Annotated in this window: 28 protein-coding genes, 2 tRNA genes and 1 pseudogene; 16 read left to right on the top strand and 15 right to left on the bottom strand. The window is 65.7% G+C overall.

The window, feature by feature from the left end; all coding sequences use genetic code 11:
* Positions 1–504 precede the first annotated feature (504 nt).
* The 6 genes from ACOHX0_RS08755 to ACOHX0_RS08730 form a co-directional block, all read right to left on the bottom strand.
* Positions 505–1,947: a methyl-accepting chemotaxis protein gene (locus tag ACOHX0_RS08755; protein ID WP_420676288.1), complete on the bottom strand. Its 1,443-nt coding sequence runs from the start codon at positions 1,945–1,947 to the stop codon at positions 505–507.
* Between the two features lie 241 nt (positions 1,948–2,188).
* Positions 2,189–2,265: transfer RNA gene (locus tag ACOHX0_RS08750), tRNA-Arg, on the bottom strand.
* A 99-nt stretch (positions 2,266–2,364) separates the two neighbouring features.
* A tRNA-Arg gene (locus ACOHX0_RS08745) sits at positions 2,365–2,441 on the bottom strand.
* 91 nt (positions 2,442–2,532) lie between these two features.
* A complete protein-coding gene (locus ACOHX0_RS08740) occupies positions 2,533–3,918 on the bottom strand; it encodes a sensor histidine kinase (protein ID WP_420676287.1) in 1,386 nt (461 codons plus the stop codon).
* Between the two features lie 15 nt (positions 3,919–3,933).
* Positions 3,934–5,352, bottom strand: a complete 1,419-nt coding sequence (locus tag ACOHX0_RS08735) for a dihydrolipoyl dehydrogenase family protein (RefSeq protein WP_420676286.1) — start codon at positions 5,350–5,352, stop codon at positions 3,934–3,936.
* A gap of 2 nt (positions 5,353–5,354) precedes the next feature.
* Positions 5,355–6,122, bottom strand: a complete 768-nt coding sequence (locus tag ACOHX0_RS08730) for a TVP38/TMEM64 family protein (RefSeq protein ID WP_420676285.1) — start codon at positions 6,120–6,122, stop codon at positions 5,355–5,357.
* A gap of 354 nt (positions 6,123–6,476) precedes the next feature.
* On the opposite strand from ACOHX0_RS08730, the gene rpmH reads away from it, so the two are divergent.
* The 11 genes and pseudogenes from rpmH to ACOHX0_RS08675 all read left to right on the top strand — a co-directional run.
* Positions 6,477–6,611, top strand: coding sequence for a 50S ribosomal protein L34 (gene rpmH, locus ACOHX0_RS08725; RefSeq protein WP_008554144.1), 135 nt, complete (start codon positions 6,477–6,479; stop codon positions 6,609–6,611).
* A gap of 23 nt (positions 6,612–6,634) precedes the next feature.
* Positions 6,635–7,060, top strand: coding sequence for a ribonuclease P protein component (gene rnpA, locus ACOHX0_RS08720; RefSeq protein ID WP_420676284.1), 426 nt, complete (start codon positions 6,635–6,637; stop codon positions 7,058–7,060).
* Between the two features lie 63 nt (positions 7,061–7,123).
* Positions 7,124–7,354 carry a membrane protein insertion efficiency factor YidD gene (gene yidD / locus ACOHX0_RS08715; protein WP_420676283.1) on the top strand — a complete coding sequence of 77 codons (231 nt, stop codon included), beginning with the start codon at positions 7,124–7,126 and terminating at the stop codon, positions 7,352–7,354.
* A 101-nt stretch (positions 7,355–7,455) separates the two neighbouring features.
* A complete protein-coding gene (gene ttcA / locus ACOHX0_RS08710) occupies positions 7,456–8,343 on the top strand; it encodes a tRNA 2-thiocytidine(32) synthetase TtcA (protein ID WP_420676282.1) in 888 nt (295 codons plus the stop codon).
* Between the two features lie 65 nt (positions 8,344–8,408).
* Positions 8,409–9,953, top strand: a complete 1,545-nt coding sequence (locus ACOHX0_RS08705; RefSeq protein ID WP_420676281.1) for a putative bifunctional diguanylate cyclase/phosphodiesterase — start codon at positions 8,409–8,411, stop codon at positions 9,951–9,953.
* A 192-nt stretch (positions 9,954–10,145) separates the two neighbouring features.
* Positions 10,146–11,954, top strand: a complete 1,809-nt coding sequence (yidC, locus tag ACOHX0_RS08700) for a membrane protein insertase YidC (protein ID WP_420676280.1) — start codon at positions 10,146–10,148, stop codon at positions 11,952–11,954.
* Positions 11,951–12,703 carry an MOSC domain-containing protein gene (locus ACOHX0_RS08695; RefSeq protein WP_420676279.1) on the top strand — a complete coding sequence of 251 codons (753 nt, stop codon included), beginning with the start codon at positions 11,951–11,953 and terminating at the stop codon, positions 12,701–12,703. The genes yidC and ACOHX0_RS08695 overlap by 4 nt, the downstream gene beginning before the upstream one ends.
* On the top strand, positions 12,703–13,350 hold the full coding sequence (yihA, locus tag ACOHX0_RS08690; RefSeq protein WP_420676278.1) for a ribosome biogenesis GTP-binding protein YihA/YsxC: 648 nt from the start codon (positions 12,703–12,705) through the stop codon (positions 13,348–13,350). The genes ACOHX0_RS08695 and yihA overlap by 1 nt, the downstream gene beginning before the upstream one ends.
* An 85-nt stretch (positions 13,351–13,435) precedes the next feature.
* Entirely contained in the window at positions 13,436–13,747 is a 312-nt protein-coding gene (locus ACOHX0_RS08685; RefSeq protein ID WP_420676277.1) for a DUF2946 domain-containing protein, read from the top strand.
* Positions 13,748–13,873: 126 nt separating this feature from the next.
* Positions 13,874–14,173, top strand: a complete 300-nt coding sequence (locus tag ACOHX0_RS08680) for a PepSY domain-containing protein (RefSeq protein WP_420676276.1) — start codon at positions 13,874–13,876, stop codon at positions 14,171–14,173.
* A pseudogene (locus ACOHX0_RS08675) lies at positions 14,163–14,339 on the top strand (PepSY-associated TM helix domain-containing protein); the annotation flags it as partial. The gene ACOHX0_RS08680 and the pseudogene ACOHX0_RS08675, both read left to right, overlap by 11 nt.
* Before the next feature lie 286 nt (positions 14,340–14,625).
* Here the strand turns inward: ACOHX0_RS08675 and ACOHX0_RS08670 are convergent.
* Entirely contained in the window at positions 14,626–15,354 is a 729-nt protein-coding gene (locus ACOHX0_RS08670; protein ID WP_420676275.1) for an SDR family NAD(P)-dependent oxidoreductase, read from the bottom strand.
* Between the two features lie 137 nt (positions 15,355–15,491).
* On the opposite strand from ACOHX0_RS08670, the gene argB reads away from it, so the two are divergent.
* From argB to ACOHX0_RS08645, 5 genes are all read left to right on the top strand, one after another.
* Positions 15,492–16,352: an acetylglutamate kinase gene (gene argB / locus ACOHX0_RS08665; protein WP_420676274.1), complete on the top strand. Its 861-nt coding sequence runs from the start codon at positions 15,492–15,494 to the stop codon at positions 16,350–16,352.
* 135 nt (positions 16,353–16,487) lie between these two features.
* The gene (locus ACOHX0_RS08660) at positions 16,488–17,282 is read left to right on the top strand and encodes a sterol desaturase family protein (protein ID WP_420676294.1); all 795 of its coding nucleotides are present in this window, start codon (positions 16,488–16,490) and stop codon (positions 17,280–17,282) included.
* Positions 17,283–17,386: 104 nt separating this feature from the next.
* The gene (locus ACOHX0_RS08655) at positions 17,387–18,079 is read left to right on the top strand and encodes a ferredoxin (protein WP_420676273.1); all 693 of its coding nucleotides are present in this window, start codon (positions 17,387–17,389) and stop codon (positions 18,077–18,079) included.
* The gene (locus ACOHX0_RS08650; protein WP_420676272.1) at positions 18,076–18,573 is read left to right on the top strand and encodes a SixA phosphatase family protein; all 498 of its coding nucleotides are present in this window, start codon (positions 18,076–18,078) and stop codon (positions 18,571–18,573) included. The genes ACOHX0_RS08655 and ACOHX0_RS08650 overlap by 4 nt, the downstream gene beginning before the upstream one ends.
* Before the next feature lie 224 nt (positions 18,574–18,797).
* A complete protein-coding gene (locus ACOHX0_RS08645; RefSeq protein ID WP_420676271.1) occupies positions 18,798–19,235 on the top strand; it encodes a GNAT family N-acetyltransferase in 438 nt (145 codons plus the stop codon).
* A gap of 62 nt (positions 19,236–19,297) precedes the next feature.
* On the opposite strand, the gene ACOHX0_RS08640 is transcribed toward ACOHX0_RS08645, so the two are convergent.
* The 8 genes from ACOHX0_RS08640 to crcB form a co-directional block, all read right to left on the bottom strand.
* Positions 19,298–20,089 carry an amino acid ABC transporter ATP-binding protein gene (locus tag ACOHX0_RS08640; RefSeq protein ID WP_420676270.1) on the bottom strand — a complete coding sequence of 264 codons (792 nt, stop codon included), beginning with the start codon at positions 20,087–20,089 and terminating at the stop codon, positions 19,298–19,300.
* Between the two features lie 12 nt (positions 20,090–20,101).
* Entirely contained in the window at positions 20,102–21,421 is a 1,320-nt protein-coding gene (locus ACOHX0_RS08635; RefSeq protein WP_420676269.1) for an amino acid ABC transporter permease, read from the bottom strand.
* Between the two features lies 1 nt (position 21,422).
* Positions 21,423–22,691: an amino acid ABC transporter permease gene (locus tag ACOHX0_RS08630; RefSeq protein ID WP_420676268.1), complete on the bottom strand. Its 1,269-nt coding sequence runs from the start codon at positions 22,689–22,691 to the stop codon at positions 21,423–21,425.
* Between the two features lie 129 nt (positions 22,692–22,820).
* On the bottom strand, positions 22,821–23,837 hold the full coding sequence (locus ACOHX0_RS08625) for an amino acid ABC transporter substrate-binding protein (RefSeq protein ID WP_420676267.1): 1,017 nt from the start codon (positions 23,835–23,837) through the stop codon (positions 22,821–22,823).
* Positions 23,838–24,068: 231 nt separating this feature from the next.
* Entirely contained in the window at positions 24,069–24,773 is a 705-nt protein-coding gene (locus ACOHX0_RS08620) for an ATP12 family chaperone protein (RefSeq protein WP_420676266.1), read from the bottom strand.
* Between the two features lie 3 nt (positions 24,774–24,776).
* The gene (locus tag ACOHX0_RS08615; protein ID WP_420676265.1) at positions 24,777–25,445 is read right to left on the bottom strand and encodes an HAD-IA family hydrolase; all 669 of its coding nucleotides are present in this window, start codon (positions 25,443–25,445) and stop codon (positions 24,777–24,779) included.
* Positions 25,442–26,488: an RluA family pseudouridine synthase gene (locus ACOHX0_RS08610; RefSeq protein ID WP_420676264.1), complete on the bottom strand. Its 1,047-nt coding sequence runs from the start codon at positions 26,486–26,488 to the stop codon at positions 25,442–25,444. The genes ACOHX0_RS08615 and ACOHX0_RS08610 overlap by 4 nt, the downstream gene beginning before the upstream one ends.
* Positions 26,485–26,865, bottom strand: coding sequence for a fluoride efflux transporter CrcB (gene crcB / locus ACOHX0_RS08605; RefSeq protein ID WP_420676263.1), 381 nt, complete (start codon positions 26,863–26,865; stop codon positions 26,485–26,487). Before crcB ends, ACOHX0_RS08610 begins: the two co-directional genes overlap by 4 nt.
* Positions 26,866–26,878: the final 13 nt, after the last annotated feature.

The raw sequence follows: 26,878 nt of genomic DNA, 5'->3' as shown, positions 1-26,878 counted from the left end.
TCCGGCCCGTCCCGGCGCCTCTCCGCCGCGTTTCCCGATCCGATCCTGCATCGCCATCCCTGGCTCAGCGTCCCGTCCGGTGTGTCTCAGCAGCGCCTCAGCGCCGCCGGTGAAGGGGGTTCTAAGGTTAGTCGCACAGAGTCGCAAGCGCTTTTTTGAGGTTCCTCCTGCTTTTTTCCGCATGATGGATAAGTGTCTTTATAATCAACGGCTTAAACAGAAAAAACTGCGGTCCTGCCATGGAGACCACCCAATGCGAGCCAGGAAAATCTGGAGTCCGATGGCTTAGCTCCCTTAATCCAAACCAGATATAGAGGTCTCGGACTTAACGCGCACAAGAGGGGCGCCCTAAGGGCGACTCGCACAGCCCGCAAAAGACCCTTGTTTCCGCGGCGCCGCCCTTCATTTGTTGCCAGGGGCGGCGCAGCCGCACAAAATCCACAGGGTGCGGGCCGGCCTCGCATCCCTCACGCCTTTCCGTGGCTTCATGCACGGACTTTGCGGTCAGAAGTCCTCCCAGCCCTGCACTTCGGGTGCCGGGGCTTGAGCCGGGCCATTGGCAACTGCAGCTGCGGGTGCGCGCTCCCGGGAGCCACCGGCGGCCGGTGCCGGGCGGGACAGCTGCACAACAGGCGCAGAAGTGGCGCCAGCGCCCGTCTTGAATTTGCCGACCTCGCGCATCAGCTGGCCCGCGTCGCTGGTGAGCGTCTGGCTGGCAGCGGACGTCTGCTCCACCATCGCCGCATTCTGCTGGGTGACCTGATCGAGCTGGGAGACGCCGGTGTTAATCTCGCCGAGCGAGGTCGACTGCTCAGCGGCGCCGGAGGCGATTTCGCTGATGTGCGAGGAGATCGTGCCGACGGACTTGATGATCTCCTGCAGTTCCGTCCCCGACTTGCCGACCAGGTCGACCCCATTGACAACGTGCTGCTTGCTCTGGCCGATAAGCTGCTTGATCTCCCCGGCCGCGTCAGACGAGCGCTGCGCCAGCGCGCGCACCTCAGAAGCGACAACGGCAAAGCCGCGCCCGGCCTCCCCTGCCCTCGCGGCCTCGACGCCCGCGTTCAAGGCAAGCAGGTTGGTCTGGAAAGCGATATCGTCAATCACGCTGATGATCTTGGAAATCTCCTCGGACGAGCCTTCGATCTGCGACATCGCCGCGATCGCGTCGCTCACCACCTGGCCGCTGCGCTCCGCCGTGGTCTGCGCCTCGCCGACGATGCCTTCGACCTTGCGGGCGCCGTCGGCGGCGGAGCGGACGGTTGCGGCCAGCTCCTCGATCGCCGCGGCGGTCTGTTCCAATGTGGCGGCCTGGCTTTCCGTGCGCTGGGAGAGGTCGCCCGCCGATTGCGCGATCTCGCCGGCGGTGCGCTCTACCGCGGCGGAGACCTGCTTCACGGTGATGACGGCTGTATCCAGCTGTTCGGCCGAGCGGTTGAAGGCTTCGCCCAGCGCGCCGATGTCCTCCTGATCGGAGATCTCCACCCGGTAGCCGAGATCGCCAGCGCTCATCGCGTCGAGCCCGCGGGCGATTTCCTGCAGCCCGAGGCGGCGCGCAGTGACGTCGGTGGCGACCTTCACCACCCGCTCCACCTTGCCGTCCGGCCCCTCCACCGGGGCGTAGGTGGCCTGGATCCAGATGGTCGCGCCATCCTTGGTAACTCGGGGAAATTGATCGGTGAACACCCGCCCGCCCGCCAGCTCCTGCCAGAAATTGCGGTAGCCGCTGCTTTTGGCAAGATCCGGCGCAACGAACATCGAGTGGTGCTGCCCCTGGATCTCTTCCAGCCGGTAGCCCAGCGCATTCAGGAAATTCTCATTGGCGGTCAGAATGGTGCCGTCCGGCTTGAATTGAATCGTCGCCTGGGTCCGGTCGATCATGCCGGCAATCACCTTGTCCATATCGACCTGTTGCGCGGCGGCACGGCGCTTCTTTTTAAAAATCACAGTAAAGTCTCCACTCTTGCAGAAATCTGGGCCAATGCCGTCAAACTGCACGTCCGAGAGTGAAGATTTCTTTTACCAGCCGTCGGGCGGCAGCCATTTTATTCAAGAAATCGCGAGAATCGCGCCCGTCCGGCGGCGGCCCGCCTGCAAATTTTAACGCCAATTTCCTGGATCTCAGCCGCGGCAGCACGGCATGGAATACGGCACAACCGCAGCCGCCCAGCCGCACACGGGCAGGCAGTGGCGGACCGAGGAGGATTCGAACCCCCGACCCCTTGATTCGTAGTCAAGTACTCTATCCAGCTGAGCTATCGGTCCACTGCGCGCCGGATCCCATCCGGCACAGCTGCCTGTGCGCCCCGTGAAGCCATCTCCGGCTTCGGTGCCCTGGGGTCTGGAAACCCGGGCGGAGGCTAGTGGCGGACCGAGGAGGATTCGAACCCCCGACCCCTTGATTCGTAGTCAAGTACTCTATCCAGCTGAGCTATCGGTCCACTGGTGGCGGGGTTTAATGTTAGCAGAGAGAAGCCGCAACCCCAAAAACGAAAATTCTTGCGGGACGCCTGCGGCGGAGAGCCCGCGGGCTCAGACGGTGCCGTCGCCCTTGGGAAGGCAGATCTCGAAGACTGTGCCTTCGGGGCCGGTCCGTTTCAGCGTGACCGTGCCGCCGTGGCCGCGCGCCAGTTCGCCCGCGATGGCCAGCCCCAGCCCGGTGCCGCCCTTGCGGGTTCCGCCCTGGAAGGGGGTGAACAGGTTGTCGAGCGCCTTCTGCGGCAGGCCGGGGCCGGTATCGGCGACCTCGATCCACCAGGCATCGCGCTCCTCGCGCGCCGAGATGGTGACGCGCCCGCCGCGGCCGGTGGCGGCAATCGCCTGGCGCGCGTTGCGCACGAGATTCATGATGATGCGGAACAGCTGTTCGGGATCGGCGCGCAGCATCATGCCGGGCGGCACCTCGCTTTGGATCTCGACGCCCTCCTCACCCGCCGCCAGCGCTTCGCTGCTTGCGATGTCGCCCGCGATCTGGTGCAGGTTCACATGGGCAAAGGCCGGGGCCGGCTCCTCGGCGCGGCCAAACGCCAGGGTGCCCTCGCACAAGGAGACCGCCCGGGTGATGGAATTCACCAGCTTCGGGGCCAGCCGCCGCACCAGCGGATCCTGGCTGGCTTCGATCCGGTCGGTGAAGAGCTGCGCCGAAGTCAGGATATTGCGCAAATCGTGGCTCACCTTGGCCACCGCCCCGCCCAGCTGGGCCAGCCGCTCCTTCTGCTTCAGCGCATGGGTGAGCTCGGTCTGCAGCTTCATCAGTGCTTCTTCCGCCTCGCGCAGTTCCACCACGCCGGCCTTGGGCTGGATGATGCCGCGGGCGTCCTCGGGCGCGGCGGCGTAGCGCTGCATGTAGCCGATCACCCCCTTGATCGGCTTCACCAGGAAGATTCGCACCGCGGCAAACAGCAACAGCGCCGTCACCACCGAGATCACCGCCGAGAGGATCAGGATGCGCACCCCGTAGTCGAGCATCGCCGCCCTGAGCGGCGCGGTCTCCATCGTGACCTCGATCAGCAGGCCCGCATCGCGCACCGGCGCGCCGATCACGCGGATGATCTCGTTGCGCGGTGTGACCAGCCGCCGCATCGCGTCACGGATAAGCACGTAAGGCCCCGCGTTGCGCAGATCGTAAGTGCCGTCGATCGGCCGGGGGATGGGGGAAGCCAGCATCAGCTGGCGGATCTCGTCGCGGCGCAGCACCACATTAAAGACGCCTGCGTTCTCCAGAAGCTCCGCCTCCAGGTCGGTGTCCAGCATGTCGTCGGCCAAGAGCGCAAGGGAGGCAATCTGCGCCCGCTCCAGCCGGTCGGACAGGTAATCGAGCCGGAAGCGCGCGATCGAGGGTACGAAGATCAGGACTTCGGCCAGCATCACGAAAACCGTGGTCAGGACCAGAAATCTCCCCGATAGCGTGTTGAGCATTCCCCAGCCCTATATTCAAGGAATCCAGCGCTGAACCAGCCGCACCGCGCGTTTGACCAACTCACTATCAAATAGACGCGGCGAGAAATAGGCCCCCGCCGCCCGCTTGTTCACCTCGCCGATGGTCGGATAGGACGCCACCATGGCAGCCACCTGGCTCATCTTCAGGTTATTGGCGAGCACGAGAGACCACAGGCCGATCAGCTCCCCCGCCTGATGGCCCGCGATGGTCACCCCGACCGGGCGGCCCTTGACCACCATCACCTTGATGAACCCATGCGAACGGCGCTCGGCAATCGCGCGGTCGTTATGATCGTAGCTGAACCGCGCCACTTCCAGATGCGCGCCGTGCACGTCGCGGGCTTCGCCCTCGGTCAGCCCGACCTGCGCCAGTTCCGGATCGGTGTAGGTGACGCGGGGAATATGGCTGGTCTTGGCCTTGGAGGGCAGGCCGAAGAGGATCGAGCGGATCACCACGCTGGCATGGTAGCCGGCCAGATGGGTGAACTGCATGCCGCCCGCCACGTCGCCGATGGCATAGACCTTCCTGTTGGTGGTGCGCAGGTTGCTGTCCACCCTGATCCCCTTGTCCGTGGCCTCGATTCCCGCGGCCTCGAGGTTCAGCCGGGCAGTGTTGGACTTGCGCCCTACCGCGACCAGGAGGTGCGAGCCCTTGAACAGGCGGCCGTCCTTGGCCTTGACCTCCACCGCGCCGGCGCTGCCGCGCACCTCCGCGGCATGGGCCCCCTCGGCGATCTCCACGCCTTCCTCGCGCAGCCGCTCCAGCACCAGCGCCGCCGCTTCCGGGTCCTCGGTGCCCAGCGCGCGGGCGCCTTCGATCACGGTGACCTTGCAGCCCAGACGCACATGCGCCTGCGCCATTTCCACCCCGATAGGCCCGCCGCCGATGATCAGCAGGTGGTCCGGCTTCTCCCGCAGATCAAACAGGGTTTCGTTGGTCTCATAGGGCACCTTGTCCAGGCCCGGCACGGGCGGCACCAGCGGCGCGGAGCCGGTGGCGATCACGATGCGGCGTGCAGTGATGCGGTAGGGGCCGGCCCCGACCTCCTCCGGACCGGTGAACTGACCGTATTCCCGGATCACCCGGACGCCCAGGCCTTCGAAGCGCTCCTGGCTGTCGACGGGGGCGATGGTTTCGATAACCTGATGCACATGATCCTTGGCGGCGGCGTAATCAGCCTGCGGCACCTGGTCCGCGACGCCGAAGGCCGCCGCGTGGGACTGGGCATGGGCCGCCTTGCCGCTGGCCAAAAGCGCCTTGGAAGGCACGCAGCCGTAGTTCAGGCAGTCGCCGCCCATCTTGTGGCCTTCGAGCAGCACCACATCGGCGCCCATCTGGCTGGCGCCCGCCGCCACCGACAGCCCGCCGGACCCGGCTCCGATGACCAGGAGATCGCATTTGATATGGCTCATCTTCACTGACCCCTCTTTTTGCCCTTCGGCGTGCCGCGCGACTTGCTGCGCACAGTCTTCACGATGATCGGCAGCACCGCCAGCCCGCAGAGCCCCAGAATCGGGCCAATCACATAAGGTTCCCACAACAGGCTCAGATCCGGCGCGCCGCCGCGGCTGAAGACCTCGCCCAGCCCGACGCCGATCCAGGTGAATACCAGAGCGCCGGGGATGATGCCCAGCGCCGTAGTCCACAGGAAGGTGCGGAACTTCACCCCGACCAGCGCGGGCAGCAGGTTGGCGGCAAAAAACGGCACCGCAGGCACCAGTCGCAGCAGCAAGAGCACCTCGGCCTCATTCTCGCGCAGGCCGTGCTTCAGGGTCTCGATCCGCCCCTCGGCCGCCTCCAGCTTGGCCGTCAGCGTCCGCCCCAGCCCCCAGCGCGCCGCCAGAAAGATGCCCGCCGCCCCGATGGTGGCCGAAACCACATTGAGCGCAGTCCCCGCCGCCAGCCCGAACAGGAACCCCCCGGTGACCGAAGCCACGGTGGCCCCCGGCAGCGAGAACAGCACGATCAGAATGTAGGCCGCCATGAACATCGCCGCCATGCCGAGGAAATTCCGGTCCCGGAACGCTTCCAGCGCTTCCCGGTGTTCGCGCAGCGTGTCGAAGGTCAGATAGTCGCGCAACAGCACGGCGCCCGCCAGGGCCGCCGCCAGCAGTGCAATCAGCGGCAGATAGCGGATCAGGCCGGGCCGCTCCCCGGCGCGGGGTTTGGGGGAATCAGTCATGCGTCCTTCCGGTCCCTTGTTGATCGGTGCCCCGAGCTGCACCCGGGTGTGCTTGTTTGGCTTGCTACGTGTTAAATGGCCCCCGTGCGAGGGCGCGCAGCCCCGGTTCACGGCTGCTTGATCAGCGGCGCGGCAATCGTGAGCCGCTTTGCGGATTCGCGCGTCTGATGTTACAGGCAGCCCCAGCATCAAGGCATTCCACCACCGTTTTGGGCAGAAATGTTGCAGATCGGCCGGAAAACCTGCCCCAATGGGTTTGACTTGCGCGCTATTCCCTTCTAGAGACCGGGCTTCGAGATAGACCCCGGGGGGCGATTCCGCGCCGCACCCGCATGACAGTTGGAGACCGGAGCGATGAAACGCACCTATCAGCCTTCGAACCTGGTTCGCAAACGCCGCCACGGCTTCCGTGCGCGCATGGCCACCAAGGCAGGCCGCAAGATCCTGAACGCCCGCCGCGCCCGCGGCCGGAAAGAACTGAGCGCATAAGCTCAGTTCCCGCGTCGACGGACATGACACCGCCGGAGGCCCCCAAGGACGGCAACGCTGCCCGCGGGGACACGCCTCCGGCGGTGTCCGTTTGTGCATCTGACGCAGCGAAGATCGAAGTCATGGCCAAGCGCCGTGATTTCCTCGCCTGCGCCCGCCCTCCCGCCCGCAAGCAGGGCACCAAGGCGATGATGGTCCAGGGCCGTGACCGCCAGGACGAGGGCGGTATCCGCATGGGCTTCACCTGCTCCAAGAAAGTCGGCAACGCGGTCGCCCGCAACCGCGCCAAACGCCGCCTGCGCGAGGCGGCGCGGATGATTCTGCCCGAGCATGGCCGGGCAGGCTGGGACTACGTTCTGATCGGCCGCGCGGCTGAGACGGCCCAGCGTCCTTTCGAGGAGCTGAAACGCGACCTGATCTACGCCCTGAAACAGATCCACGGCAAGTAAGCCGGCACAAGCCACGCGGGGTTCGTCATTGCGGCATCGGCGCCCTGCCCCTATCTACCCATCATGACCCCGCTCGCCCACATCTTTGCCCTGCCCGTACGCGCCTACCGGCTGCTGTTCAGCCCCTGGGTCGGCTTCAATTGCCGCTACCAGCCCACCTGCTCGGCCTATGCAATGGAAGCCTTGGAGAAGCATGGGGCCATCAAAGGCGCCTGGCTCACCGCCCGCCGTATCGGACGCTGCCACCCCTTTGGCGGCGCCGGCTACGACCCGGTGCCGGACAGGCAGGACTGACGCGCAGGTCTGACAAGCACGGCAGACACCCGCACCACGGGCGGGCGCCCGCACCGCCGATTTTTCTTGGCAAAACGCGCGCGCTCGGCTACGGGGCCGGCATGCTTGATGATGATCTGGACGAAATCCACCCGCTGTTTGCCGGGGCCCCCGCCACCACCGAGTTCAAGAAGCTCAGGAAGCGAATCGTGCGCTATACGCGCGAGGCTGTCGAGCAATACGGCATGGTCGAACGGCGCGCGGACGGCAGCACGCCGAAATGGCTGGTTTGCCTGTCCGGCGGCAAGGACAGCTACACGCTCCTGGCGGTGCTTTACGAGCTGAAGTGGCGCGGCCTCCTGCCGGTGGACCTGCTGGCCTGCAACCTCGACCAGGGCCAGCCCGGCTTTCCGGCCACGGTGCTGCCGGAGTTCCTGGAGCGGATGCAGGTGCCGCACCGGATCGAATATCAGGACACATACTCCATCGTGATGGATAAAGTGCCGCAGGGGCGCACATATTGCGCCCTGTGTTCGAGGCTGCGGCGCGGCAACCTCTACCGGATCGCCCGCGAGGAAGGCTGCTCGGCCGTGGTGCTGGGCCATCACCGGGACGACATCCTGGAAACCTTCTTCATGAACCTGTTCCACGGCGGCCGTCTGGCCACGATGCCGCCCAAACTGGTGAACGAAGAGGGCGATCTCTTCGTCTTCCGCCCGCTTGCCCATGTGGCCGAGGCCGATTGCGGGAAGTTCGCCCGCGCGATGAATTATCCGATCATCCCCTGCGACCTCTGCGGCAGCCAGGACGGGTTGCAGCGCCAGCAGGTGAAAGGGATTCTCGACCAGTGGGAATCAAACAGCCCCGGCCGCCGCCAGGTGATGTTCCGCGCCCTGATGAACGCGCGGCCCTCGCATCTGCTGGACTCCGGACTGTTCGATTTCGCCGGGCTGGAAATCAAAAAAAGCGCAAACGAAGAAGAAAATCCCGAAATCCCCAAGCTGCGTTAACTCCCGGGTCACGACCCAGACCTAATCTCCGGACTGCACGAAAGCTGCAGGCGAAAGGTCTGAATATGACAAACAGGGGTCCAGGTCTCCTGGCGCGCATCCGGAAATCCGCTGCTCCGGTCCTGTTCGGGCCGCCCGGCCTGGCGTTCCTGCCCGCCCTGACGCTTGCCACCTATTGGCTGGGCGGGGAGATCGCGCTGCTGATCGTGGCACTTGGCGCGCCGCTGATGATTGCCGCGGCAGGCGGGCTGACGCGCCGCGCACCTGCCGGCCAGCCGCGCGATGGAGTTACGGGCATGATCCTGCGTGAGGGATTCGAAGAGGCTGCCAGCCGCCTCCACGCCGACAGCGCCGCTTCGGGCTTGCGCTCGGCGCTCTATATTCTGGATGTCGACGACTACAAGCATGTGGCGGACCGCCACGGGCAGGAGGCGGGCGACCGCGTGATGCGCCACTGCGGCGCACAGATCGCCTCGATCCTGCGCAACAACGATGTGGTGGCCCGGATCGGCGACAGCCGCTTTGCCGTCTGCCTCGGCCCGGTGATGCAGCTGGATCTCGAACTCTGTATCCAGATGGCCGGCCGCATGCAGGCCGCGGTGGAGGAGCCGGTGGCGCTGGATGGCAGCACGCTTTACGTCTCCTGCTCGATCGGCTTCTGCCTGCGCAGCCGCGCGCCGGGCGCCGCGGCGACGGACTGGATTGCCGCAGCCGCCGCCGCCCTGGGCGAAGCGCAGAGCAATGGCGCCTCCAGCATCCGCGCCTATTCCGCCGACATGTCCGAACGTGTCACCGCCCGCAGCAACCTGCGCGAGGAGGCCGCCGCCGCGCTGGAAACCGGCCAGATCCAGCCCTGGTTCCAGCCGCAGATCTGCACCGATACCGGACGGGTCTCGGGATTCGAGGCGCTGGCGCGCTGGTCGCATCCGGTCCAGGGCCTGATCCCGCCCTCCACCTTCCTGCCCGCGCTGGAGGAAGCCGGGCTGATGGAGCGGCTGAGCCAGGTGATGCTCTACCACTCCATGGTGGCTCTCAAGGCTTGGGACGCGGCCGGGGTTGCGGTGCCGCGCGTCGGGGTGAACTTCGCCACTCAGGAGCTGCGCAACCCGGGGCTGGCCGACCAGATCCGCTGGGAGCTAGAGCGTTTCGAACTGCCGCCGGGCCGGCTGACGGTGGAAATCCTCGAAACCGTGATGACCGACCAACCTGACGATGCCGTCACCCGAAACATCCTCGCGCTTGGCGAGATGGGCTGCCAGATCGACCTCGACGATTTCGGCACCGGCCATGCCTCGATCGCCGCGGTGCGCCGCTTCAACATCTCCCGCATCAAGATCGACCGCTCCTTCGTGATGAAAGCAGACCAGGACCCCAGCCAGCAGAAGCTGATCGCCGCAATCCTCACCATGGCCGAGCAGCTCGACCTCGATACGCTTGCCGAGGGGGTGGAGACGGCGGGCGAACATGCGCTCCTTTCGCAGCTGGGCTGCGGCCACGTGCAGGGCTTCGGCATCGGCCGCCCGATGCCCTTTGACCAGACGCTGGACTGGATTGCCGCGCATCAGGCCCGCCTGCAGGACGCCCCCGCCATCGGCCGCGGCACGCCGTAGGGCGCGCCGAATCAGCCCGCTGCTGCAGCGGGACCCCGTGCCGGAAGTCGTGCCGGACCCGGCGCCGGGATCCTGCGCCCTCTCCGCCCCTGCCGCCGCTCCTGTCCCTGTGCGCCCCGATTCTGCTTGACCTTTGCGGCCCACGTCTGTTGAACCCCACCTGTCATACTATGCACGAGGTGGCAGTCCCCAATGGACGATCAGAACAAAAATCTCATTCTTGCAACCGCACTCAGCTTTCTGGTGATCCTCGGCTGGTACGTCGTTTTCCCGCCGCCGGAACCGGAACAGGCGCCGGAGACCGCGATCAGCGAAACCGTCCCGGAAAGCCGCACCGCCGCCGCGCCAAGCGCCGCTGAGGCCGAGGCAGGCTCCGCCCCCGCAGCGGAAGCCGCGGCTGGCGAGGAGGCCGCGCGCGTTGCCATCGACACCCCGCGGATCAAAGGCAGCATCTCGCTGCGCGGCGGCCGGATCGACGATCTGTCGCTGAAGGACTACCGGGTGTCGATCGAAGAGAATGCCGAGATCGTCAAACTGCTGAGGCCCGCAGGCGAGCCGCATGCCTATTACGCGCTTTACGGCTGGGCAGCGGGTGCCGGGCTGGCACCGGGCGATGTGCCTGGGGCCAACACTCTGTGGCGCGCCGAAGAGAACGCCACCCTGACCCCCGGCAGCCCGGTGACGCTGACCTGGGACAACGGCAAGGGGCTGACGTTCGCGCGCACTGTTTCGGTCGACCAGGACTACATGTTCACGGTCACCCAGTCGGTCACAAACACCTCCGGCAACAGCGTTTCGCTGGCGCCTTACGGCACGCTCGCGCGCCATGGCGAGCCGGAAAACCTGAAGAACTTCTTCATCCTGCACGAAGGCGTCGTCGGCATGGCAGATGGCGAACTGGCCGAGATCGACTATGACGACATCGCCGATTTCGACCCCGATCCGCGCGACGGCTCGCTGTCCGAGGTGCGCCAGGTCGAGACCAACGGCTGGATCGGCTTCACCGATCACTACTGGATGTCGACCCTGATCCCCGCGCCGGGCCAGAGCTTCCGCTCGCTCACTAAGTTCGACCCGCGCCGCGAGATCTACCAGACCGACGTGGTGCTGCCCACGATGAGTGTCGCGGCAGGCGAGACCGCTGAAGTCAGCACCATGCTGTTTTCCGGCGCCAAGGAATGGGCGACCATTCGTGCTTACGAGAAATCGGGCATCGAAGGTTTCCTCGATTCGATCGACTGGGGCTGGTTCTTCTTCCTGACCAAGCCGATGTTCGCGGTGCTGCACTGGCTGAACGCGCTGATCGGCAACATGGGCTGGGCGATCATCGGCCTCACCGTGCTGATCAAGATCCTGGTCTTCCCGCTGGCCTTCAAATCCTACGCCTCGATGGCGAAGATGAAGGAACTGCAGCCGGAGATGGAGAAACTCAAGGAGCGCGCGGGCGACGACCGCCAGCGGATGCAGAAGGAGATGATGGAGCTCTACAAGCGGGAAAAAGTGAACCCCGCCGCGGGCTGTCTGCCGATCCTGATCCAGATCCCGATCTTCTTCTCGCTCTACAAGGTGATCTTCGTCACGCTGGAACTGCGCCACGCGCCCTTCTTCGGGCCGTTCCAGGACCTCAGCGCGCCGGACCCGACCTCGATCATGAACCTGTTCGGCCTGCTGCCCATCGCTCCTCCGGCACCGGAAAGCATCCTGGCGCTGGTGTTCATCGGCATCCTGCCGATCCTGCTGGGCGTCTCCATGTGGCTGCAGCAGAAGCTGAACCCGGCGCCGACCGATCCGACCCAGCAGATGATCTTTGCCTGGATGCCCTGGGTGTTCATGTTCATGCTCGGCGGCTTTGCCTCCGGCCTGGTGGTCTACTGGATTGCCAACAACACGATCACCTTCACCCAGCAGTACCTGATCATGCGCAGCCACGGCTACAGGCCGGACGTGTTCGGCAACATCAAGTCGGGCTTCAAGAAGAAGCCTAAGGCGGACCCGAAATGACGCACACCGTTACGGACATCTGGCGCCACCCGCTCAAATCGCACGGGCAGGAAGCGCTGGAGAAAGTAACCCTGACCGCCGGGCAGACCATGCCCGGCGATCGTGTTTGGGCAGTGGCGCATGAGGCCTCGCAAGCCGATGGCAGCAAGTGGGTGCCCTGTGCCAATTTCACCCGCGGCGCCAAGGCGCCTCAGCTGATGGCGATCCGCGCCCGGCTGGATGACGCAACCGGCGAGCTGGCACTGTCGCACCCGGACCGGCCTGACCTGCGTTTTGACCCCGAAGACCCGGCGGACCTGCCGCGCTTTCTGGAGTGGGAGAAGCCGCTGACGCCTTCGGGCCGCGCGGCGTCTGCCCGCATCGTGCGGGTTCCCGGCCGCGGCCTGACCGACACGCCCTTCCCTTCGGTTTCGCTCTGCAATTGGGCAACGCACCGCGCGGTAGAGCAGGCAATCGGTCTTGAGCTGTCGCCCGAGCGCTGGCGCGGCAACATCTGGTTCGATCTGGGCGAGGCCTGGGCCGAAAACGAGCTGCTGGGCCGCGAGGTTCAGATTGGCGGCGCGGTCTTTGGAATTCGCGAGCGGGCGCGCCGGTGCCTCGCAACCACCGCCAACCCTGAGACGGGCGAGCGGGATGCGGACACGCTGAAGACCTTGCAGGACAATTGGGGCCATCAGGATTTCTCGGTCTATGGCGAAGTGGTCCGGGGCGGCGAGATCCGCCTCGGCGATACGGTGAAGGTGCTGTGATGCAGATGCAATTTCCCCTGGCCGACGCGCCGGATGAGCTCTCGGCCGAGAAGGGCCGCAAGCTGTTTGCAGGCGAGACGGAGTTTCTCAAGGGCGTGGTGGCGATGAACGGGCTGCCGCCCGCCGACCGGGTGGAGATCTGCTTTGCCGGCCGTTCCAACGTCGGCAAGTCGAGCCTGATCAACGCGCTGACCGGCACAAAGGCGATTGCGCGCGCTTCCAACACGCCGGGGCGCACGCAGGAGATCAACTTCTTCACCCAAGGTCCGGAGCTCTATCTCGTCGACCTGCCCGGCTATGGCTATGCCAATGCGCCGCTGCCGGTGGTGGAGAAATGGCAGAAGCTGCTGAAGCAGTATCTTTCGGGCCGCGTCTCGCTGCGCCGCGCCTTTGTGCTGATTGACAGCCGCCACGGGGTGAAGAAGGTCGACGAGGAGATCATGAAGCTCCTCGACAGCGCCGCCGTCACCTTCCAATGCGTGCTGACCAAAGCCGACAAGGTGAAGGAGAAGGACCGCGGCAAGGTGCTGGAGCAGGCTCGCGGCGCGCTGGCCAAACACCCCGCCGCCTATCCGGAGATCGTGCTGACCTCCTCGGAAAAAGGCGACGGCATCGCGACACTGCGCGCGATCATCGCAAACCTCTGAGTCCCCTCTCACCGTGCTGCGGCGCCTGTCTTCCGCCCTGCTGGCGACCGCCCTGGCCGTGGCCGGGCTGATCCCGGCCGGCTGAATGCCTGCGCCGGCAGCGGACGGCAAGATGCTGATGGTGACCTGTACTGGCGGCAGCATGGTGGAGACCTGGGCCGACCTTGGCCCCGGCGGCGACGGCAGCCTGACCGGGGCACCGCATGAGGCCGGGGACCGCAGCTGTCCCTTCCCGGCGATCCCGGCAAGCGCCCTTTTACCCGAAGCACGGCTTCTGCCCGCTCCCGCCGCGGCGCTAGCGGCGCGCTTCGAGCGCGAAGCCTTCACCCGTCACAGCGCCGGGTTCCACGGCCGCTACGACACCCGCGGCCGCCCGCACTCTCCTGATCTTCGCTGACACTTCTGATCTTGCAGCAGTGAACTCAGCATCGCCGAACAATCCGCCGCGGTTCTGGCCGCCCGGCCGGGAATCATCGCCGAATGGATCGGCTCCAAGGCCCCCGGTCTGGTCACCGTGTTCCGCGTGAAGACCGAAGACGGACAAAGCCTGGTGGCGCTCAACCAGTACACCGGCAAGGTGCTGGAGACCTGGGACCGCCGCGCCGGCTGGTACGATCTGGCCGGCAACTTCCATTCCAGCCTGCTCATCGGCGGCACCGGCAACCGTCTGATCGAGATCGCCGCGGGCCTTGGCATCGTTCTGGTGCTGAGCGGTCCGTACCTGTGGGGGCCGCGCGCTGGGGATAGAGGGCCGCTTCCGTCCGGCCTATCCGTCCGGCGAGACCGGCGTCTGGACCCTCAGCCGCGACCGCATGAGCAGTGATTCCGATGAGCCCTTCTCGGACCGCACGGCGCCCGTGGACCGGCACAGCGGCAAGATCCTGGCTGATGCGAGATACGGAGATTACCCCTGGGCGGGCAAGGCTATGGCGCTTGGCGTTCCTTTTCACATGGGGCGGATGGGCGGCTGGAACTTCGTGTTGAACGTGCTGTTCTGTTTCGCGGTGATCTTTGTCTGCCTCTCGGGCGTCGTCATGTGGCTGATCCGCCGCCCGTCCCGCGCCGCCCAAGCCGCGCGGCCTGCCGTTCTGGCAAGCGCCGGCGCTGATTTCGCTGATGGTTTCCCTGCTCTTCCCGCTGACGGCGCTTGCGCTCTTGGCGGTGCTGGTCTTCGACCTGTCGCTGCTTGCCGGCGTGCCGTTTCTGAAACGCGCGGCGAGCGAAGCGCAATAGGCCCGGTGATCCTGCCCGGCCCGGCTAAACGCTTTCCGGGCACTATACGTGCTGGGCGCCGTTCACCTCGATCTCGGCACCTGATATATAGGAGCTGTCCGGTGAGCACAGGAAATAGATCGCCGCCGCCACCTCCTCGGGCTGGCCCAGCCGCTGTAGCGGCAGTTTCTCGACGATCTCCTCGGTGCCGGGGCTGAGGATTGCGGTCTCGACCTCGCCCGGGGCGATGGCATTCACGCGCACGCCCATTGGTCCGAAGTCATGCGCCATCTCCCGCGTCAACGCCGCCAGCGCTGCCTTGGAGGTGGCATAGGCGGCGCCCGCAAAGGGATGCACCCGGCTGCCCGCGATCGAGGTCACGTTGACCACCGCGCCTTTGGCCGCGGCCAGCTCGTCCTTCAGCCCGCGTGCCAGCACCACCGAGGCGAAGAAATTCACGTGAAACACCTTGCCCCAGTCCAGAAGGTCGGTGTTGAGGGTATTGAGCCGCTCTCCCTCCGGCCCCTTCGGAGAGATGCCCGCATTATTCACCAAAGCATCGAGCTTGCCGTCCAGCCGCTCCTGGATCTCGCCCACCGCGTTGATCGTGCCCGCCGGGTCGGAGAGGTCCAGCCGCACGTGGTTCTCCTCCCCGCCGCCCCAGGGGCATTCCTTGGGAAACGGAAGGCGCGAGCAGGTGATGACCCGCCAGCCCCCGGCGTTGAAGCGGCGCACGGTGGCGTGGCCGATGCCGCGGCTGGCGCCGGTCAGCAGCAGGGTTTTCTGGCGCATGGCACGGGGCTCCCCGATAGGATGACATTCGCGCCACAGCCTAGCAGTCATGCAGGCGGCTGCAACGGCGCAACAGCCGCCTTCCTTGGCAGAGCCGCCGGAAAGGCGTAACACAGCCTGTCAAAGGGACCCAAGCGATGAAGAAACAGACCATGAACCGCGACTGGATTGCCACAGCCGAGACCCTGTCAAGCGCCCTGCCCTACCTGCAGCGCTTCTCCGGGGCGATTGTCGTCATCAAGCTGGGCGGCCACGCCATGGGCAGTGACGAGGCGATGGAGACCTTCGCCCGCGACATCGTGCTGATGCGCCAGGTCGGGGTGAACCCGGTGATCGTCCACGGCGGCGGGCCGATGATCAACAAGATGCTGGAAAAGCTAGAGATCAAGTCGGATTTTGTGAACGGCAAGCGGGTGACCGATGCCGCCACTATGGAAGTGGTGGAGATGGTGCTGTCGGGGCTTGTGAACAAGCGCATCGTGCAGGCGATCAACCGCCAGGGCGGCCGCGCGGTGGGGCTCTCGGGCAAGGATGCCAACCTCATCACCTGCGACCAGGCCGATCCCGACCTGGGCTTTGTCGGCGCGCCGGCCGAGATGGACCCGAAGGTGCTGTACGGTCTGTTCGAGAAGGACATGATCCCGGTGATCGCCCCGATCGGCGCGGGCCGCGGCGGCGAGACCTTCAACATCAACGGCGACACCGCGGCGGGGGCGATTGCCAAGGCGCTGACCGCGGACCGGCTGCTGCTGCTGACCGACGTTGCCGGCGTGAAGAACGGCAGCGGCGAAGTGGTGACCGAGCTGAAGGCGGCCGATGTCGAGGAGATGACGGCGAGCGGCGTGATCGCGGGCGGCATGATCCCCAAGACCGAAACCGCACTGGACGCGGTGCGCAACGGCGTCCGGGCCTGCACCATCGTTGACGGCCGGGTGCAGAATGCGGTGCTGCTGGAACTGTTCACCGACCACGGCGCCGGGTCGATGATCCGGGCTTGAGCGGCGGGAGGGGCTGAAGGGGCGCTGCCCCTCTTGGCCTTCCGGCCAATTCACCCCGGGGTATTTCCGGTCAAAAAGTTGCGGCGCCGCCGTGGCGGGCTTGCTATCCGGTATTGGATGCGTGTTTCTGAATGGATGGAACATGAAAGCCTGATCCGCCTGGCCATCTTTCTGGTGCTCTTCGGCCTCTTTGCCGGGGCCGAAGCATGGGCACCGCGGCGGCGGCGCTGCCTGCCGCGCGGGCGGCGCTGGCTGACCAACCTGTCGATTTCAGTGCTGAACACGGTGATGCTTCGGCTGTTGGCCCTAGGCCTGCCGCTGCTGGCGGCGGGGGCGGCGCTGGATGCGGCGGCGCGCGGGGCGGGACTTTTCAACCGCCTGGACTGGCCCGGCTGGCTGGAGGTGCTGCTGGCGGTGCTGATTCTGGATTTCGCGATCTGGGGGCAGCATGTGATCACCCATAAGATACCGCTGCTGTGGCGGCTGCACCGGGTGCACCATGCCGACCGCGACATGGATGTGACCACGGCTGTACGCTTTCATCCGGTGGAGATTGCGCTGTCGATGCTGGTGAAGATCGGGCTGGTATACCTGCTGGGAGCCTCGGTTCTGGCGGTGGTTCTGTTTGAGATCCTGCTGAGCGGCACCGCGCTGTTCACCCATGCCAACCTGCGGCTGCCTGCGCGGGTGGACGGCTGGCTGCGGCTGGTGCTGGTGACACCCGACATGCACCGGGTGCACCACTCGGTTCAGCGCGCCGAGCATGACAGCAACTATGGCTTTGCGCTGTCGCTTTGGGACCGGCTGTTCAGAACCTACCGCGCCCGGCCCGGAAATGGTCACGGCGGCATGACCGTCGGGCTCACCTGGCAGGACGGGCGGCCCGCGCGGCTGGTCTGGAGCCTGCTGCTGCCGTTCCGCCGCTACTGAGGAGAGGCGGCGCGGAGTGGCCAGACGCGGACGCTTTTGCGCGGGTCCGGCCGCGTGCCGGCCGGCTAGGCTGGGCGCATCAGCGCCGAGCCAGGAGTGCAAACATGCCCGATACCGCCCTGCCCCTTTCGCCTGCCGGAAACTTCGCCCGAGCGGAGGCCGCGGCGGCGGCGGCCGGGCTTATCGTTTTAGGAGCGCTGCACCCGGCGCGCCATGGGCTGAGTTATCCGGACCGGGGCACGTTGCTGCTGCTTGGCAGCGGCCCTGCGTTCTGGCCCGCGTTGACGGCTGCCCCCGAGTACCGCGGCGGGGCACCCGATCCAGTAGACCGCTGGTCGCGCCGCATCGGACAGGCGCTGGCGGCGGAGCTGGGCGCCACCGCGCATTTCCCCTTTGGCGGGCCGCCTTTTGCGCCGTTTGTTGCCTGGGCGCTGGCCTCCGGGCGGGCCTTTGTCTCGCCGGTGCGGATGCTGGTGCATGATGCAGCCGGGATGATGCTCTCCTACCGGGCAGCACTGCACTTCGAAGCGGAATTTGACATACCGCCACCGCCTTTGGCAGACTCGCCCTGCCAAAGCTGCGCTGCCCGCCCCTGTCTGAGCGCCTGCCCGGCCGGGGCGCTGGCGGCAGACGAGCCCTATGACCTGGCCGCGTGTCATGCGCATCTCAGCCGCGCCGCGGGCCGGGAGTGCATGGACGGGGGCTGCCTGGCACGGCGGGCCTGCCCGCTCAGCCGGGCCTCCGGCCGCGATCCTGCGCAGAGCGCGCATCACATGAGGTATTTTCATCCGCGATGACCTGCACCCTGATCCTCACCCGCCACGCCAAATCCGCCTGGGATACCAATGTGCCCAGCGATCACGCCCGGCCGCTGAACAAACGCGGCCGCCGCTCCGCTCCGGCTATTGGCGCCTGGCTGCGCGATACAGGCCATGTGCCGGAGCAGGTTATCGCCTCCTCGGCGCTCAGGGCCCGGGAGACCTGGGAGCTGATGGACCTGGAAGCGCCCGTGGCTTTCACCGAGCGGCTCTATATGGCGAGTTCAGACATGATCCTGAAGGTGCTGCGCCAGGCGGAGCACCCGCGGGTCATGCTGATCGGCCATAACCCCGGTGTCGCGGCCTTCGCCCATACCGTCGTCGCCCACCCGCCCGGCCATGCGCGGTTCGACGATTTCCCGACCGGAGCCACGCTGATTGCGGAGTTTGCGATCAGCAACTGGGCTGATCTCACCTGGAGCAGCGGCACTGCTGTGGATTTCACGGTGCCGCGGGAGCTTTTGGGCGAGTGAGCGCCGCGCTTGCCCAGCCGGGTCCCATGCGTCTAGGCTGACCGCGGAACCCAGGAGATTTGATGTCCCGCTGACCGGGGCGCTTCGGCGCCGCCACGCATTCCTGAAACGCGAAACGCCCGCAGCCATCCGCGGGCGGCTTGAAGGGTGCGGTCCAAGATCCCACGACATCTGCTGCACATGTGATTTCAGTCCGTGCGGCCTCTTTGCGGGAACAGCTGACAATGATCAGACCCTACGCCCCATCCGATCAGGAGCGGGTTCTTCACATCTGGCGCACAGCCAGCGCAATTGCGCACCCCTTCCTTTCAGCGGAAAAGACGGACCAGGCCGAGACCATGATCCGCGAGAGCTTCCTGCCTGTGGCGGAGACCTGGCTTGCCTGTCCCGGCGGAACGCCCGCCGGCTTCATCGCCCTCATCGGTGAGGAGGCAGGCGGGCTGTTCGTGCTGCCGGACTCGCAGGGCCGGGGGCTTGGGCGCGCGCTTCTGGATCATGCGCTTACACGCCGTGCGCGGCTGGAGCTCGACGTCTTTACCGGGAACCGGCGCGCCCTGCGGTTCTACCGCCGCTATGGCTTTACCGTGGTGGAGCAGCGCATGAACGCCTTCTTCGGCCATCCCGAAATCCGGATGCGTTTCAACCCGGCGGTCGGCGCCTGACGAAAAAGGCCCCCGGAATTTCTCCCGGGGACCTTGCGATTAATCCGGCCGCGGCCGTGGACTCAGTGGCCCAGGATCTGGCTGAGGAACAGTTTGGTGCGTTCGCTCTTGGGGTTGTTGAAGAACTCTTCCGGCTCGTTCTGCTCCACGATCTGGCCCGCATCCATGAAGATCACCCGGTTGGCGACCTGGCGGGCAAAGCCCATCTCGTGGGTCACGCAGAGCATGGTCATGCCCTCTTCGGCCAGTTCGATCATCGTGTCGAGCACTTCCTTGATCATCTCGGGGTCAAGCGCCGAGGTCGGCTCGTCGAACAGCATGATGCGCGGCATCATGCAGAGCGAGCGCGCAATCGCCACCCGCTGCTGCTGCCCGCCCGAAAGCTGGCCCGGGTACTTGTGGGCCTGATCGGGGATCTTCACCTTTTCGAGGAAATGCATCGCCCGGTCCACCGCTTCCTTCTTGGGCGTCTTGCGCACCCAGATCGGGGCCAAGGTGCAGTTCTCCAGGATGCTCAGATGCGGGAACAGGTTGAAGTGCTGGAACACCATCCCGACTTCGGAGCGGATCTTGTCGATATTCTTGAGGTCGTTCGACAAGACGGTTCCATCCACCACGATCTTGCCCTGCTGGTGTTCCTCCAGCGCGTTGAGGCAGCGGATCAGGGTGGACTTGCCCGAGCCGGAAGGTCCTGCGATCACGATGCGCTCGCCCTGGTTCACCGTCAGGTTGATGTCGCGCAGCACGTGAAACGAACCGAACCACTTGTTCATGTTGGTGATTTCGATGGCAACCTTGTCGCTCACCTGCATCTTGGAGCGGTCGATTGCGCGGTCGGTCATAAGTTCAGACATGTGTTGAACTCCTTAACGGTGGCCAGTCTGAAGCTTGCGCTCCAGATACATGGAATAGCGGGACATGGAGAAGCAGAAGACGAAGAACATCAGGGCGATGAAGCCGTAGAGTTCCCAGACGATGCCGTTCCAGTCGGCGTCCGCCCGGATGGCATTGGAGAGGCCCAGGGGATCGAGGAGCCCGATGATCGAGACCAGCGTGGTGTCTTTGAACACCCCGATGAAAGTCGACACGATGCCGGGGATCGAGATCTTCAGTGCTTGCGGCATGATGATCAGCCGCTGCGCCTGCCAGTAGTTGAGGCCGAGGCTGTCGGCGCCCTCGTACTGGCCCCTCGGCAGCGCCGCCAGGCCGCCGCGGATCACTTCGGCCATATAGGCCGAGGCAAACAGCGTCACCATGATCAGCACCCGCAGGATGATGTCGAAATCCGTGCCTGGCGGCATGAAGATGTTCAGAAGGGTCGATGCCACGAACAGCAGCGTAATCAGCGGCACACCGCGGATGAACTCGATGAAGCCGACGCAGATGTATTTGACAATCATCAGGTCCGACTGCCGCCCCAGCGCCAGCACCACGCCGATCGGCAGCGAGCAGGCGATGGCGACAACGCCGATGGTGACCGACAGCATGAAGCCGCCGAACTTGCGGCTGTCGACCGGCTCAATGCCGATAGGCAGGATCGACTCCAGCGCGCCCACCACGTAGCCCGACAGAACCAGCCACCACAAGAGCGCCGCGGCAACCGCCAGGATGATCCCGAAGAGCGTGCTTAGCTGTTCGGAGATCAGTTTGAACACCAGCCCGCCGATCACAAAGCCCGCCAGCGCCGCAAACGGGGCCCAAATGGTGCCGCCCCACAAGAGCCAAGGGAAGATGAACGGATAAAGCGCCGAGAAATACAGCAGTTTGGACGGCATCTTGTCCGAAAACAGCACTGGCGCCAGGGCCAGGCCAAGGAGCAGGAAGGCCGCAATCGGGCGCCAGTAGAGATGGCTGGGGTAAAAGCCGAAGATCAGCTGAATCCAGCGTTCCTTGATGACGCCCCAGCAGGCGCCATGGGCATCGCCGTGCCCGGCTGCCGCCAGTGTCTCGCGGCAGTTGTTGAGCGAGGTGCCGTCCCAGGTCGGCGACAGCAGCCACGGCAGCGCTGCGGCGAGCACGTAGTAGATCGCCGCAATCGAGGCCAGGGTCAGAACCGTGTTCAGCCAGGAGGAGAAGAGGTTATGGCGCATCCAGCCGACGGCGCCGACCTCGGATGCGGGCGGCTCCTGTTCGGGGAGCATGGTGTCGCGGACATAGGCGACGGTGTGTGCATGGGTGCCGCTCATCTCAGCGCTCCTTCAGCTTCACGGCTTCGTTGTACCAGTTCATCACTGCCGAGATGGTCAGCGAGATCGCCAGGTAAACGAGCATCAAGAGCAGAACACATTCCAGCTCGCGTCCCGTCTGGTTCATGGTGATTCCGCCCAGGGTGCCGGTGATGTCCATGTAACCCACGGCAATCGCCAGCGAGGAGTTCTTGGTCAGGTTCAGGTAGTTGGAGATCAGCGGCGGGATGATCACCCGCAGCGCCTGCGGCAGAATCACCAGCCGCATGATCCGGTTGGAGCGCAGGCCCAGCGCCGCGGCGGCCTCGGTCTGGCCGGTGGAGATCGCCAGGATGCCCGCGCGCACAATCTCTGCGATGAAGGCCGCGGTATAAAGCGACAGCGCCAGCCACAGCGCAATCAGAGAGTTGCGCAGGTGGGTGCCGCCCTGGAAGTTGAAGCCCCTCAGTTCCGGGTAGCCAAGGTGGAAGCCGAGCGCCGCCAGCAGCACCAGCATCGGCACCGCAATGACCGCGGTCCGCACATGCCAGGTCCTGGGCCGCACGCCGGTGGAGGCTTGCAGCCGGTCGGCGCGCTGGCGGATCTTGCGGGAGACAAACAGCCCCAGCCCCAGCACCACGAGGATTGCCACCAGGTCCAGGCTCACGTCGAAACGCAGCGAGCTGTCGCCGAGCAGATGCACGTCGCCCAGCGGCCGCGAGAACAGCGGCTCGGGGATGTAGACGCCGCGGTTGGTCACCGCCACGGTGTCGCCCAGGTTCATCACCGCTTCGGGGTTCTCGCCGCGGAACGCCCGCGGCGCCGGCAGCGTCTCGATCAGCACCGCCATCACGAAGACGATCCACAGAAGCACCGGCACGTTGCGGAAGACTTCCACATAGACCGTCATCAGCCGCGCCACCAGCCAGTTCGACGACAGCCGCAGCACGCCGATAACGACGCCGAGGATGGTTGCGGTGATGCAGCCGAGGACGGCCACCACCAGTGTGTTCAAAAGCCCCAGCAGGGCGGCACGCAGATGGCTGTCGCGCGAGGTGTAGTCCAGCAGGCGCTGGTTGATGTCATAACTGGCCGGCTCCGTGAAGAAGCCGAATTCGAAAGCCTTGCCCTGCGCCGCGAGGTTCTGGATCGTGTTGTTGATCAGCCAGGCAGCGAGAAGCATGAACCCGATCATCGCAATGACCTGAATCGTGGCCGAGCGGTAACGGGTATCGTAAAGGAGCATGGACAGCCGGAACTGCTCCTTTGGTGGGTCAGTAAGAGTGGACATAAGGTGTGATCCCCTGGCTCCGGAGGTCTGTCCTGGCGGTGTTGGCCACCGCTCCGCAGCAATCCGGAGATTCTTTTGGACGATAGGAAAAGGGCGCAGGATTGTCCCGCGCCCCTCCCGGTGGTTGATTTAACGGAACGGCGGCGAGTACAGCAGGCCGCCGTCGGTCCACTGGGCGTTCAACCCGCGGGCCAGGCCGATCGGAGTGTCTTCGCCGATGTTCTTGGCAAAGATCTCACCGTAGTTGCCGCCCGCCGAGATGGCGTTCTTGGCCCAGTCGTTGGACAGGCCCAGCATTTCGCCCAGGGTGCCTTCGGCGCCGAGCAGGCGGTTGATTTCCGGGTTGTCGGTGCCGGCTGCCATTTCGTTGATGTTGGTCGAGGTGACGCCCAGCTCTTCGGCTGCGACCAGCGCATTCAGGGTCCAGCGGACCACATCGCCCCACTCATGGTCGCCATGGCGGACCAGCGGGCCGAGCGGCTCTTTCGAGATGATTTCCGGCAGGATCACATGTGCCGACGGATCGTCGAAGGTGGCGCGGGTCGCGGCCAGGCCGGAGGCGTCGGTTGTGTAGACGTCACAGGCGCCCGCCAGATACTGCTGCTGCGCTTCGGCGTTGGTCTCGATCGGCACCGGCTCGTAGCTGATGTTGTTGGAGCGGAAGAAGTCCGCCAGGTTCAGCTCGGTGGTGGTGCCGGTCTGGATGCAGACGGTGGCGCCGTCCAGTTCCTTGGCCGAGGACACGCCCAGCTCCTTCGGCACCATGTAGCCCTGGCCATCGTAGTAGTTGATGCCGGTGAATTCGAACTTCAGGTCGACGTCGCGGGAGAACGTCCAGGTGGTGTTGCGGGCCAGCATGTCGATCTCGCCCGACGCCAGCGCGGTGAAGCGGGTCTTGCCGGTGGTCGGCACGAATTCCACCGCGGTGGAGTCGCCCAGCACAGCCGCTGCCACGGCGCGGCAGACCGCAACGTCGAAGCCTTCCCATTCGCCATTCGCATTCGGGGCCGCAAAGCCGACCAGGCCGGTAGTCACGCCGCAGTTCAGCTTGCCGCGCGCCTTCACGTCATCCAGCGTGCCCGCAGCTGCAGCGCCAGCCGCCAGACCGGCCACGGTCACAGCGCCCAAAAACACGGATTTTTTCATATTTACCTCTTCCTGATGGCCCGCCTGTCCGGCGGTTCTTATTTGCCGACGCTTGCCCGCCGGAACTCAGACTGAACAGGGGCTTCCCCCTGATCCGAGGCCAAGTTTGGGCGCATTCATCAGCAAACGTCAAGTATGGTATCAGGAAATTCGATGACCGGATAACGCACGGTCATACGCCCCGGCAGCAATCTTGCCCCAGCCGCCGAAGCTTTGAAATTTCTGGTCTTTTCAGGACAGGCGGAAGAAGCGCTCCGCATGCAGGAATTCCCGCCGTTTCACCGCGGCGGCGGCGGCAGCTTCCTCGTCCACGCCCCACTGTTCTTCCTGCCAGCGCTCATCCAGACGCGACAGCTGCCAGATCTCGTCCGCGCTGCGCCAGCCCTCAGCCGCGGCAAACCCCAGCACCAAGGAGCCGGAAATCCCTACCAGATCATGGAAAGCCGCCAGCTGGAACGGGGCCAGCGCATGCACCTTGCCGCCCAGGGTCTCCAGCGCCGCCGGATCCTGGGCGGCGTGCAAGACTCCTTCGCGCGGCAGCAGCCGGGCGCCCAGCGCCGCTTCCGCCCAGTCCAGCGCCGGGTCCCACTCCGCGGCCTGGCGCCGGGCCAGTTCCTCCGGCGCGGCGGCGCGGTAGCACAAGAGATCGGTGTCGCCGTATTCGGCCAGCATGGCGGCCACTTCGCCGTGCTGATGTGTCACCTTGTCAATCGCGGCATTGGCCGAGCGGGTGCAGGGCATCGCGTGGGGGTCAACCGATTCGCCCTGCGCGTTCCATTCCGCCGCGATCGCCTCCGCCATTGCGCGCGTCGGCACCGCCAGCGGCGCCTTGGCCGGGGTTTTCACCCGGCGGCCGTCCAGTTCCACCGCAAAGCTGCTGCCGGCCTCGGCAACCGTCACCTGTTTCCAGAACCGCTTTTGCTTCCACTCGCTCATCGCTCATGCCTTCCAGATATTTGCCAGCAGCGGACGCAGCTCCGCAAAGCTGCGGATCAGGAAATCGGCGCCCAATGTCTCTGCCGGATGATAGCCCCAGGGAACGGCAATGGTGGTCACGCCCGCCGCCCTGCCCATCTCGATGTCAAACCGCGTGTCGCCGATCATCACGGTGCTTGCGCGATCCACCCCGGTTTCCGCCATCGCCGCTTCGATCATCGCCGGATGCGGTTTCGAAGGGTGGTGATCCGCCACCTGCCGGGTCACGAAACAGTCGAGTCCATGGGAGGCCGCAAGCGCATCGAAACCACGCGCGGATTTTCCGGTGGCAACGCCCAGAAGGTATTCCGGCACCGCGTTCAGCTCCGCCAGCACTTCGCGCGCGCCGGGAAACAGCGGCGTATGCCCTGCACCTGCCGCCTCGCGCGCCTGCATGTAAGCGGTCTTGTATCCCTCCACCAGCGCATCCAGCACCGGCGCGTCCTGCTCCGGGGCCAGCACCCGCATTGCCAGGGGCAGCGACAGCCCGACGATCGACAGGATCGCCTCGCGCGGCGGCACGGCGAGACCGGCGCCGCCGAAAGCTGCGGCCATCGCGCCGGTGATCGCGGCCTGGCTGTCCGCCAGCGTGCCGTCGACGTCGAACAGGATGAGCCGCAGGGGCCCGCTCACTGCAGATCCTCGAAAGGATCGTCCGCCGCCAGGTCCTCGCTCCAGCCGAAGGTCTCCCAGCTTTCCTTCATATGCGCCGGCAGCGGCGCCACTACGGTCACGTTCTTGCGGCTCACCGGGTGTTCGAACACCATGCGGCGCGCGTGCAGGTGCAGCTTCTTGGAGATCACCCCGCCAAACCGCGCGCCCCAGCCATCGCCCAGGTTCTCCTGGCCCGAGCCGCCGTATTTGCCATCGCCGGCAATCGGATGCCCGATGCCCGACATATGCGCGCGCAGCTGATGGGTGCGGCCTGTGATGGGCTCCATCGCCACCCAGGCGGCGCGGCTCGCCACCCGGTACAGCGTCGCATAGACTGTATGCGCGCGCTTGGCGCCGGGCGTGTCGGCGATGTCGCGCGGATGCACGTTGATCATCTTCTCGCCTTCGCCGCCCTTGCCGTGGCCCGGGGCCTTCACCAGCCCGGTCTTGACCTCGCCGAGGTAGGGCGTCGGCACGCCTGCCACCAGCGCCCAGTAAATCTTGCGCGTGCTCTTGTGGCGGAAGGCGGCCGTCAGCGCCTGCGCCGCCTTGCGGTTACGCGCCAGCACCAGAACCCCCGAGGTGTCCTTGTCCAGCCGGTGCACCAGCCGCGGCTTTTCCTCCAGCCCGAACTTCAGCGCCTCCGACAGGCCGTCGACGTGGCGCGAGGTGCCGGAGCCGCCCTGCACCGCAAGGCCCGCGGGCTTGTTCAGCACGATGACGTCGTCGTCGCGGTAGATCACGCAAGCCTGGATCATCTTTTCATCCGCGGGCGAGATCCGCGTCGGCCGCGCCTCGGCCGGCTTGTGGTCGCTGTCGGGCAGCGGCGGCACCCGCACGGTCTGCCCGGCCTCGATCCGCGTGCTGGCCTTGACCCGGCCGCCCTCGAGCCGCAGCTCGCCCTTGCGGCACATCTTCTCGATCCGCCCCTGGCTCAGATGCGGAAACAGCCCGCGCAGCCAGCGGTCGATGCGCTGGCCGCCATCGTCGTCGCTTACGGTGATCATCTGCACGCCGCTCATGCGAACACTCCTCTTGCAGCCATCAGGCCCAGGAACAGGCCGCCGATGGATCCCCCCGCCGACAGCCCGACATATATCGCGGCCTGCCCGAAGGCGCCGCGTTCGATCAGATTGGCGGCCTCCAGCGAGAACGCCGAAAAGGTGGTGAAGCCGCCCAGCAACCCGGTCATCACAAAGGGGCTGAGCCAAGTCAGCCCGCGCATCGCCGCCGCCACCACAAAGACCCCCATCAGGAAGGAGCCGAGGATGTTCACCGACAGCACCGCCAGCGGGAAGGCGTGATGTCCCGCCAGCCGGATCACCGCCAGCCCGGCCAGATAACGGCCGGAGGCGCCGATCGCACCGCCAAGCGCCACCATGGAAACCGTTGAAATCATCCCCGTCCTGTCG

Origin of the sequence: Cribrihabitans pelagius (assembly GCF_048820915.1) — a bacterium.
Taxonomy (GTDB): Bacteria; Pseudomonadota; Alphaproteobacteria; order Rhodobacterales; family Rhodobacteraceae; genus Cribrihabitans_A; species Cribrihabitans_A pelagius.
Note: the sequence above shows the minus strand (reverse complement) of the source record. Positions and strands in the feature narration are given on the sequence as shown.

Coding starts and splice junctions, on each gene's coding strand:
- ACOHX0_RS08740 (WP_420676287.1), bottom strand. CDS start 3,918: ATGCTCAACACGCTATCGGGGAGATTTCTGGTCCTGACCACGGTTTTC.
- ACOHX0_RS08735 (WP_420676286.1), bottom strand. CDS start 5,352: ATGAGCCATATCAAATGCGATCTCCTGGTCATCGGAGCCGGGTCCGGC.
- ACOHX0_RS08730 (WP_420676285.1), bottom strand. CDS start 6,122: ATGACTGATTCCCCCAAACCCCGCGCCGGGGAGCGGCCCGGCCTGATC.
- rpmH (WP_008554144.1), top strand. CDS start 6,477: ATGAAACGCACCTATCAGCCTTCGAACCTGGTTCGCAAACGCCGCCAC.
- rnpA (WP_420676284.1), top strand. CDS start 6,635: ATGACACCGCCGGAGGCCCCCAAGGACGGCAACGCTGCCCGCGGGGAC.
- yidD (WP_420676283.1), top strand. CDS start 7,124: ATGACCCCGCTCGCCCACATCTTTGCCCTGCCCGTACGCGCCTACCGG.
- ttcA (WP_420676282.1), top strand. CDS start 7,456: ATGCTTGATGATGATCTGGACGAAATCCACCCGCTGTTTGCCGGGGCC.
- ACOHX0_RS08705 (WP_420676281.1), top strand. CDS start 8,409: ATGACAAACAGGGGTCCAGGTCTCCTGGCGCGCATCCGGAAATCCGCT.
- yidC (WP_420676280.1), top strand. CDS start 10,146: ATGGACGATCAGAACAAAAATCTCATTCTTGCAACCGCACTCAGCTTT.
- ACOHX0_RS08695 (WP_420676279.1), top strand. CDS start 11,951: ATGACGCACACCGTTACGGACATCTGGCGCCACCCGCTCAAATCGCAC.
- yihA (WP_420676278.1), top strand. CDS start 12,703: ATGCAGATGCAATTTCCCCTGGCCGACGCGCCGGATGAGCTCTCGGCC.
- ACOHX0_RS08685 (WP_420676277.1), top strand. CDS start 13,436: ATGCCTGCGCCGGCAGCGGACGGCAAGATGCTGATGGTGACCTGTACT.
- ACOHX0_RS08670 (WP_420676275.1), bottom strand. CDS start 15,354: ATGCGCCAGAAAACCCTGCTGCTGACCGGCGCCAGCCGCGGCATCGGC.
- argB (WP_420676274.1), top strand. CDS start 15,492: ATGAAGAAACAGACCATGAACCGCGACTGGATTGCCACAGCCGAGACC.
- ACOHX0_RS08660 (WP_420676294.1), top strand. CDS start 16,488: ATGGAACATGAAAGCCTGATCCGCCTGGCCATCTTTCTGGTGCTCTTC.
- ACOHX0_RS08655 (WP_420676273.1), top strand. CDS start 17,387: ATGCCCGATACCGCCCTGCCCCTTTCGCCTGCCGGAAACTTCGCCCGA.
- ACOHX0_RS08650 (WP_420676272.1), top strand. CDS start 18,076: ATGACCTGCACCCTGATCCTCACCCGCCACGCCAAATCCGCCTGGGAT.
- ACOHX0_RS08645 (WP_420676271.1), top strand. CDS start 18,798: ATGATCAGACCCTACGCCCCATCCGATCAGGAGCGGGTTCTTCACATC.
- ACOHX0_RS08640 (WP_420676270.1), bottom strand. CDS start 20,089: ATGTCTGAACTTATGACCGACCGCGCAATCGACCGCTCCAAGATGCAG.
- ACOHX0_RS08635 (WP_420676269.1), bottom strand. CDS start 21,421: ATGAGCGGCACCCATGCACACACCGTCGCCTATGTCCGCGACACCATG.
- ACOHX0_RS08630 (WP_420676268.1), bottom strand. CDS start 22,691: ATGTCCACTCTTACTGACCCACCAAAGGAGCAGTTCCGGCTGTCCATG.
- ACOHX0_RS08625 (WP_420676267.1), bottom strand. CDS start 23,837: ATGAAAAAATCCGTGTTTTTGGGCGCTGTGACCGTGGCCGGTCTGGCG.
- ACOHX0_RS08620 (WP_420676266.1), bottom strand. CDS start 24,773: ATGAGCGAGTGGAAGCAAAAGCGGTTCTGGAAACAGGTGACGGTTGCC.
- ACOHX0_RS08610 (WP_420676264.1), bottom strand. CDS start 26,488: ATGAGCGGCGTGCAGATGATCACCGTAAGCGACGACGATGGCGGCCAG.
- crcB (WP_420676263.1), bottom strand. CDS start 26,865: ATGATTTCAACGGTTTCCATGGTGGCGCTTGGCGGTGCGATCGGCGCC.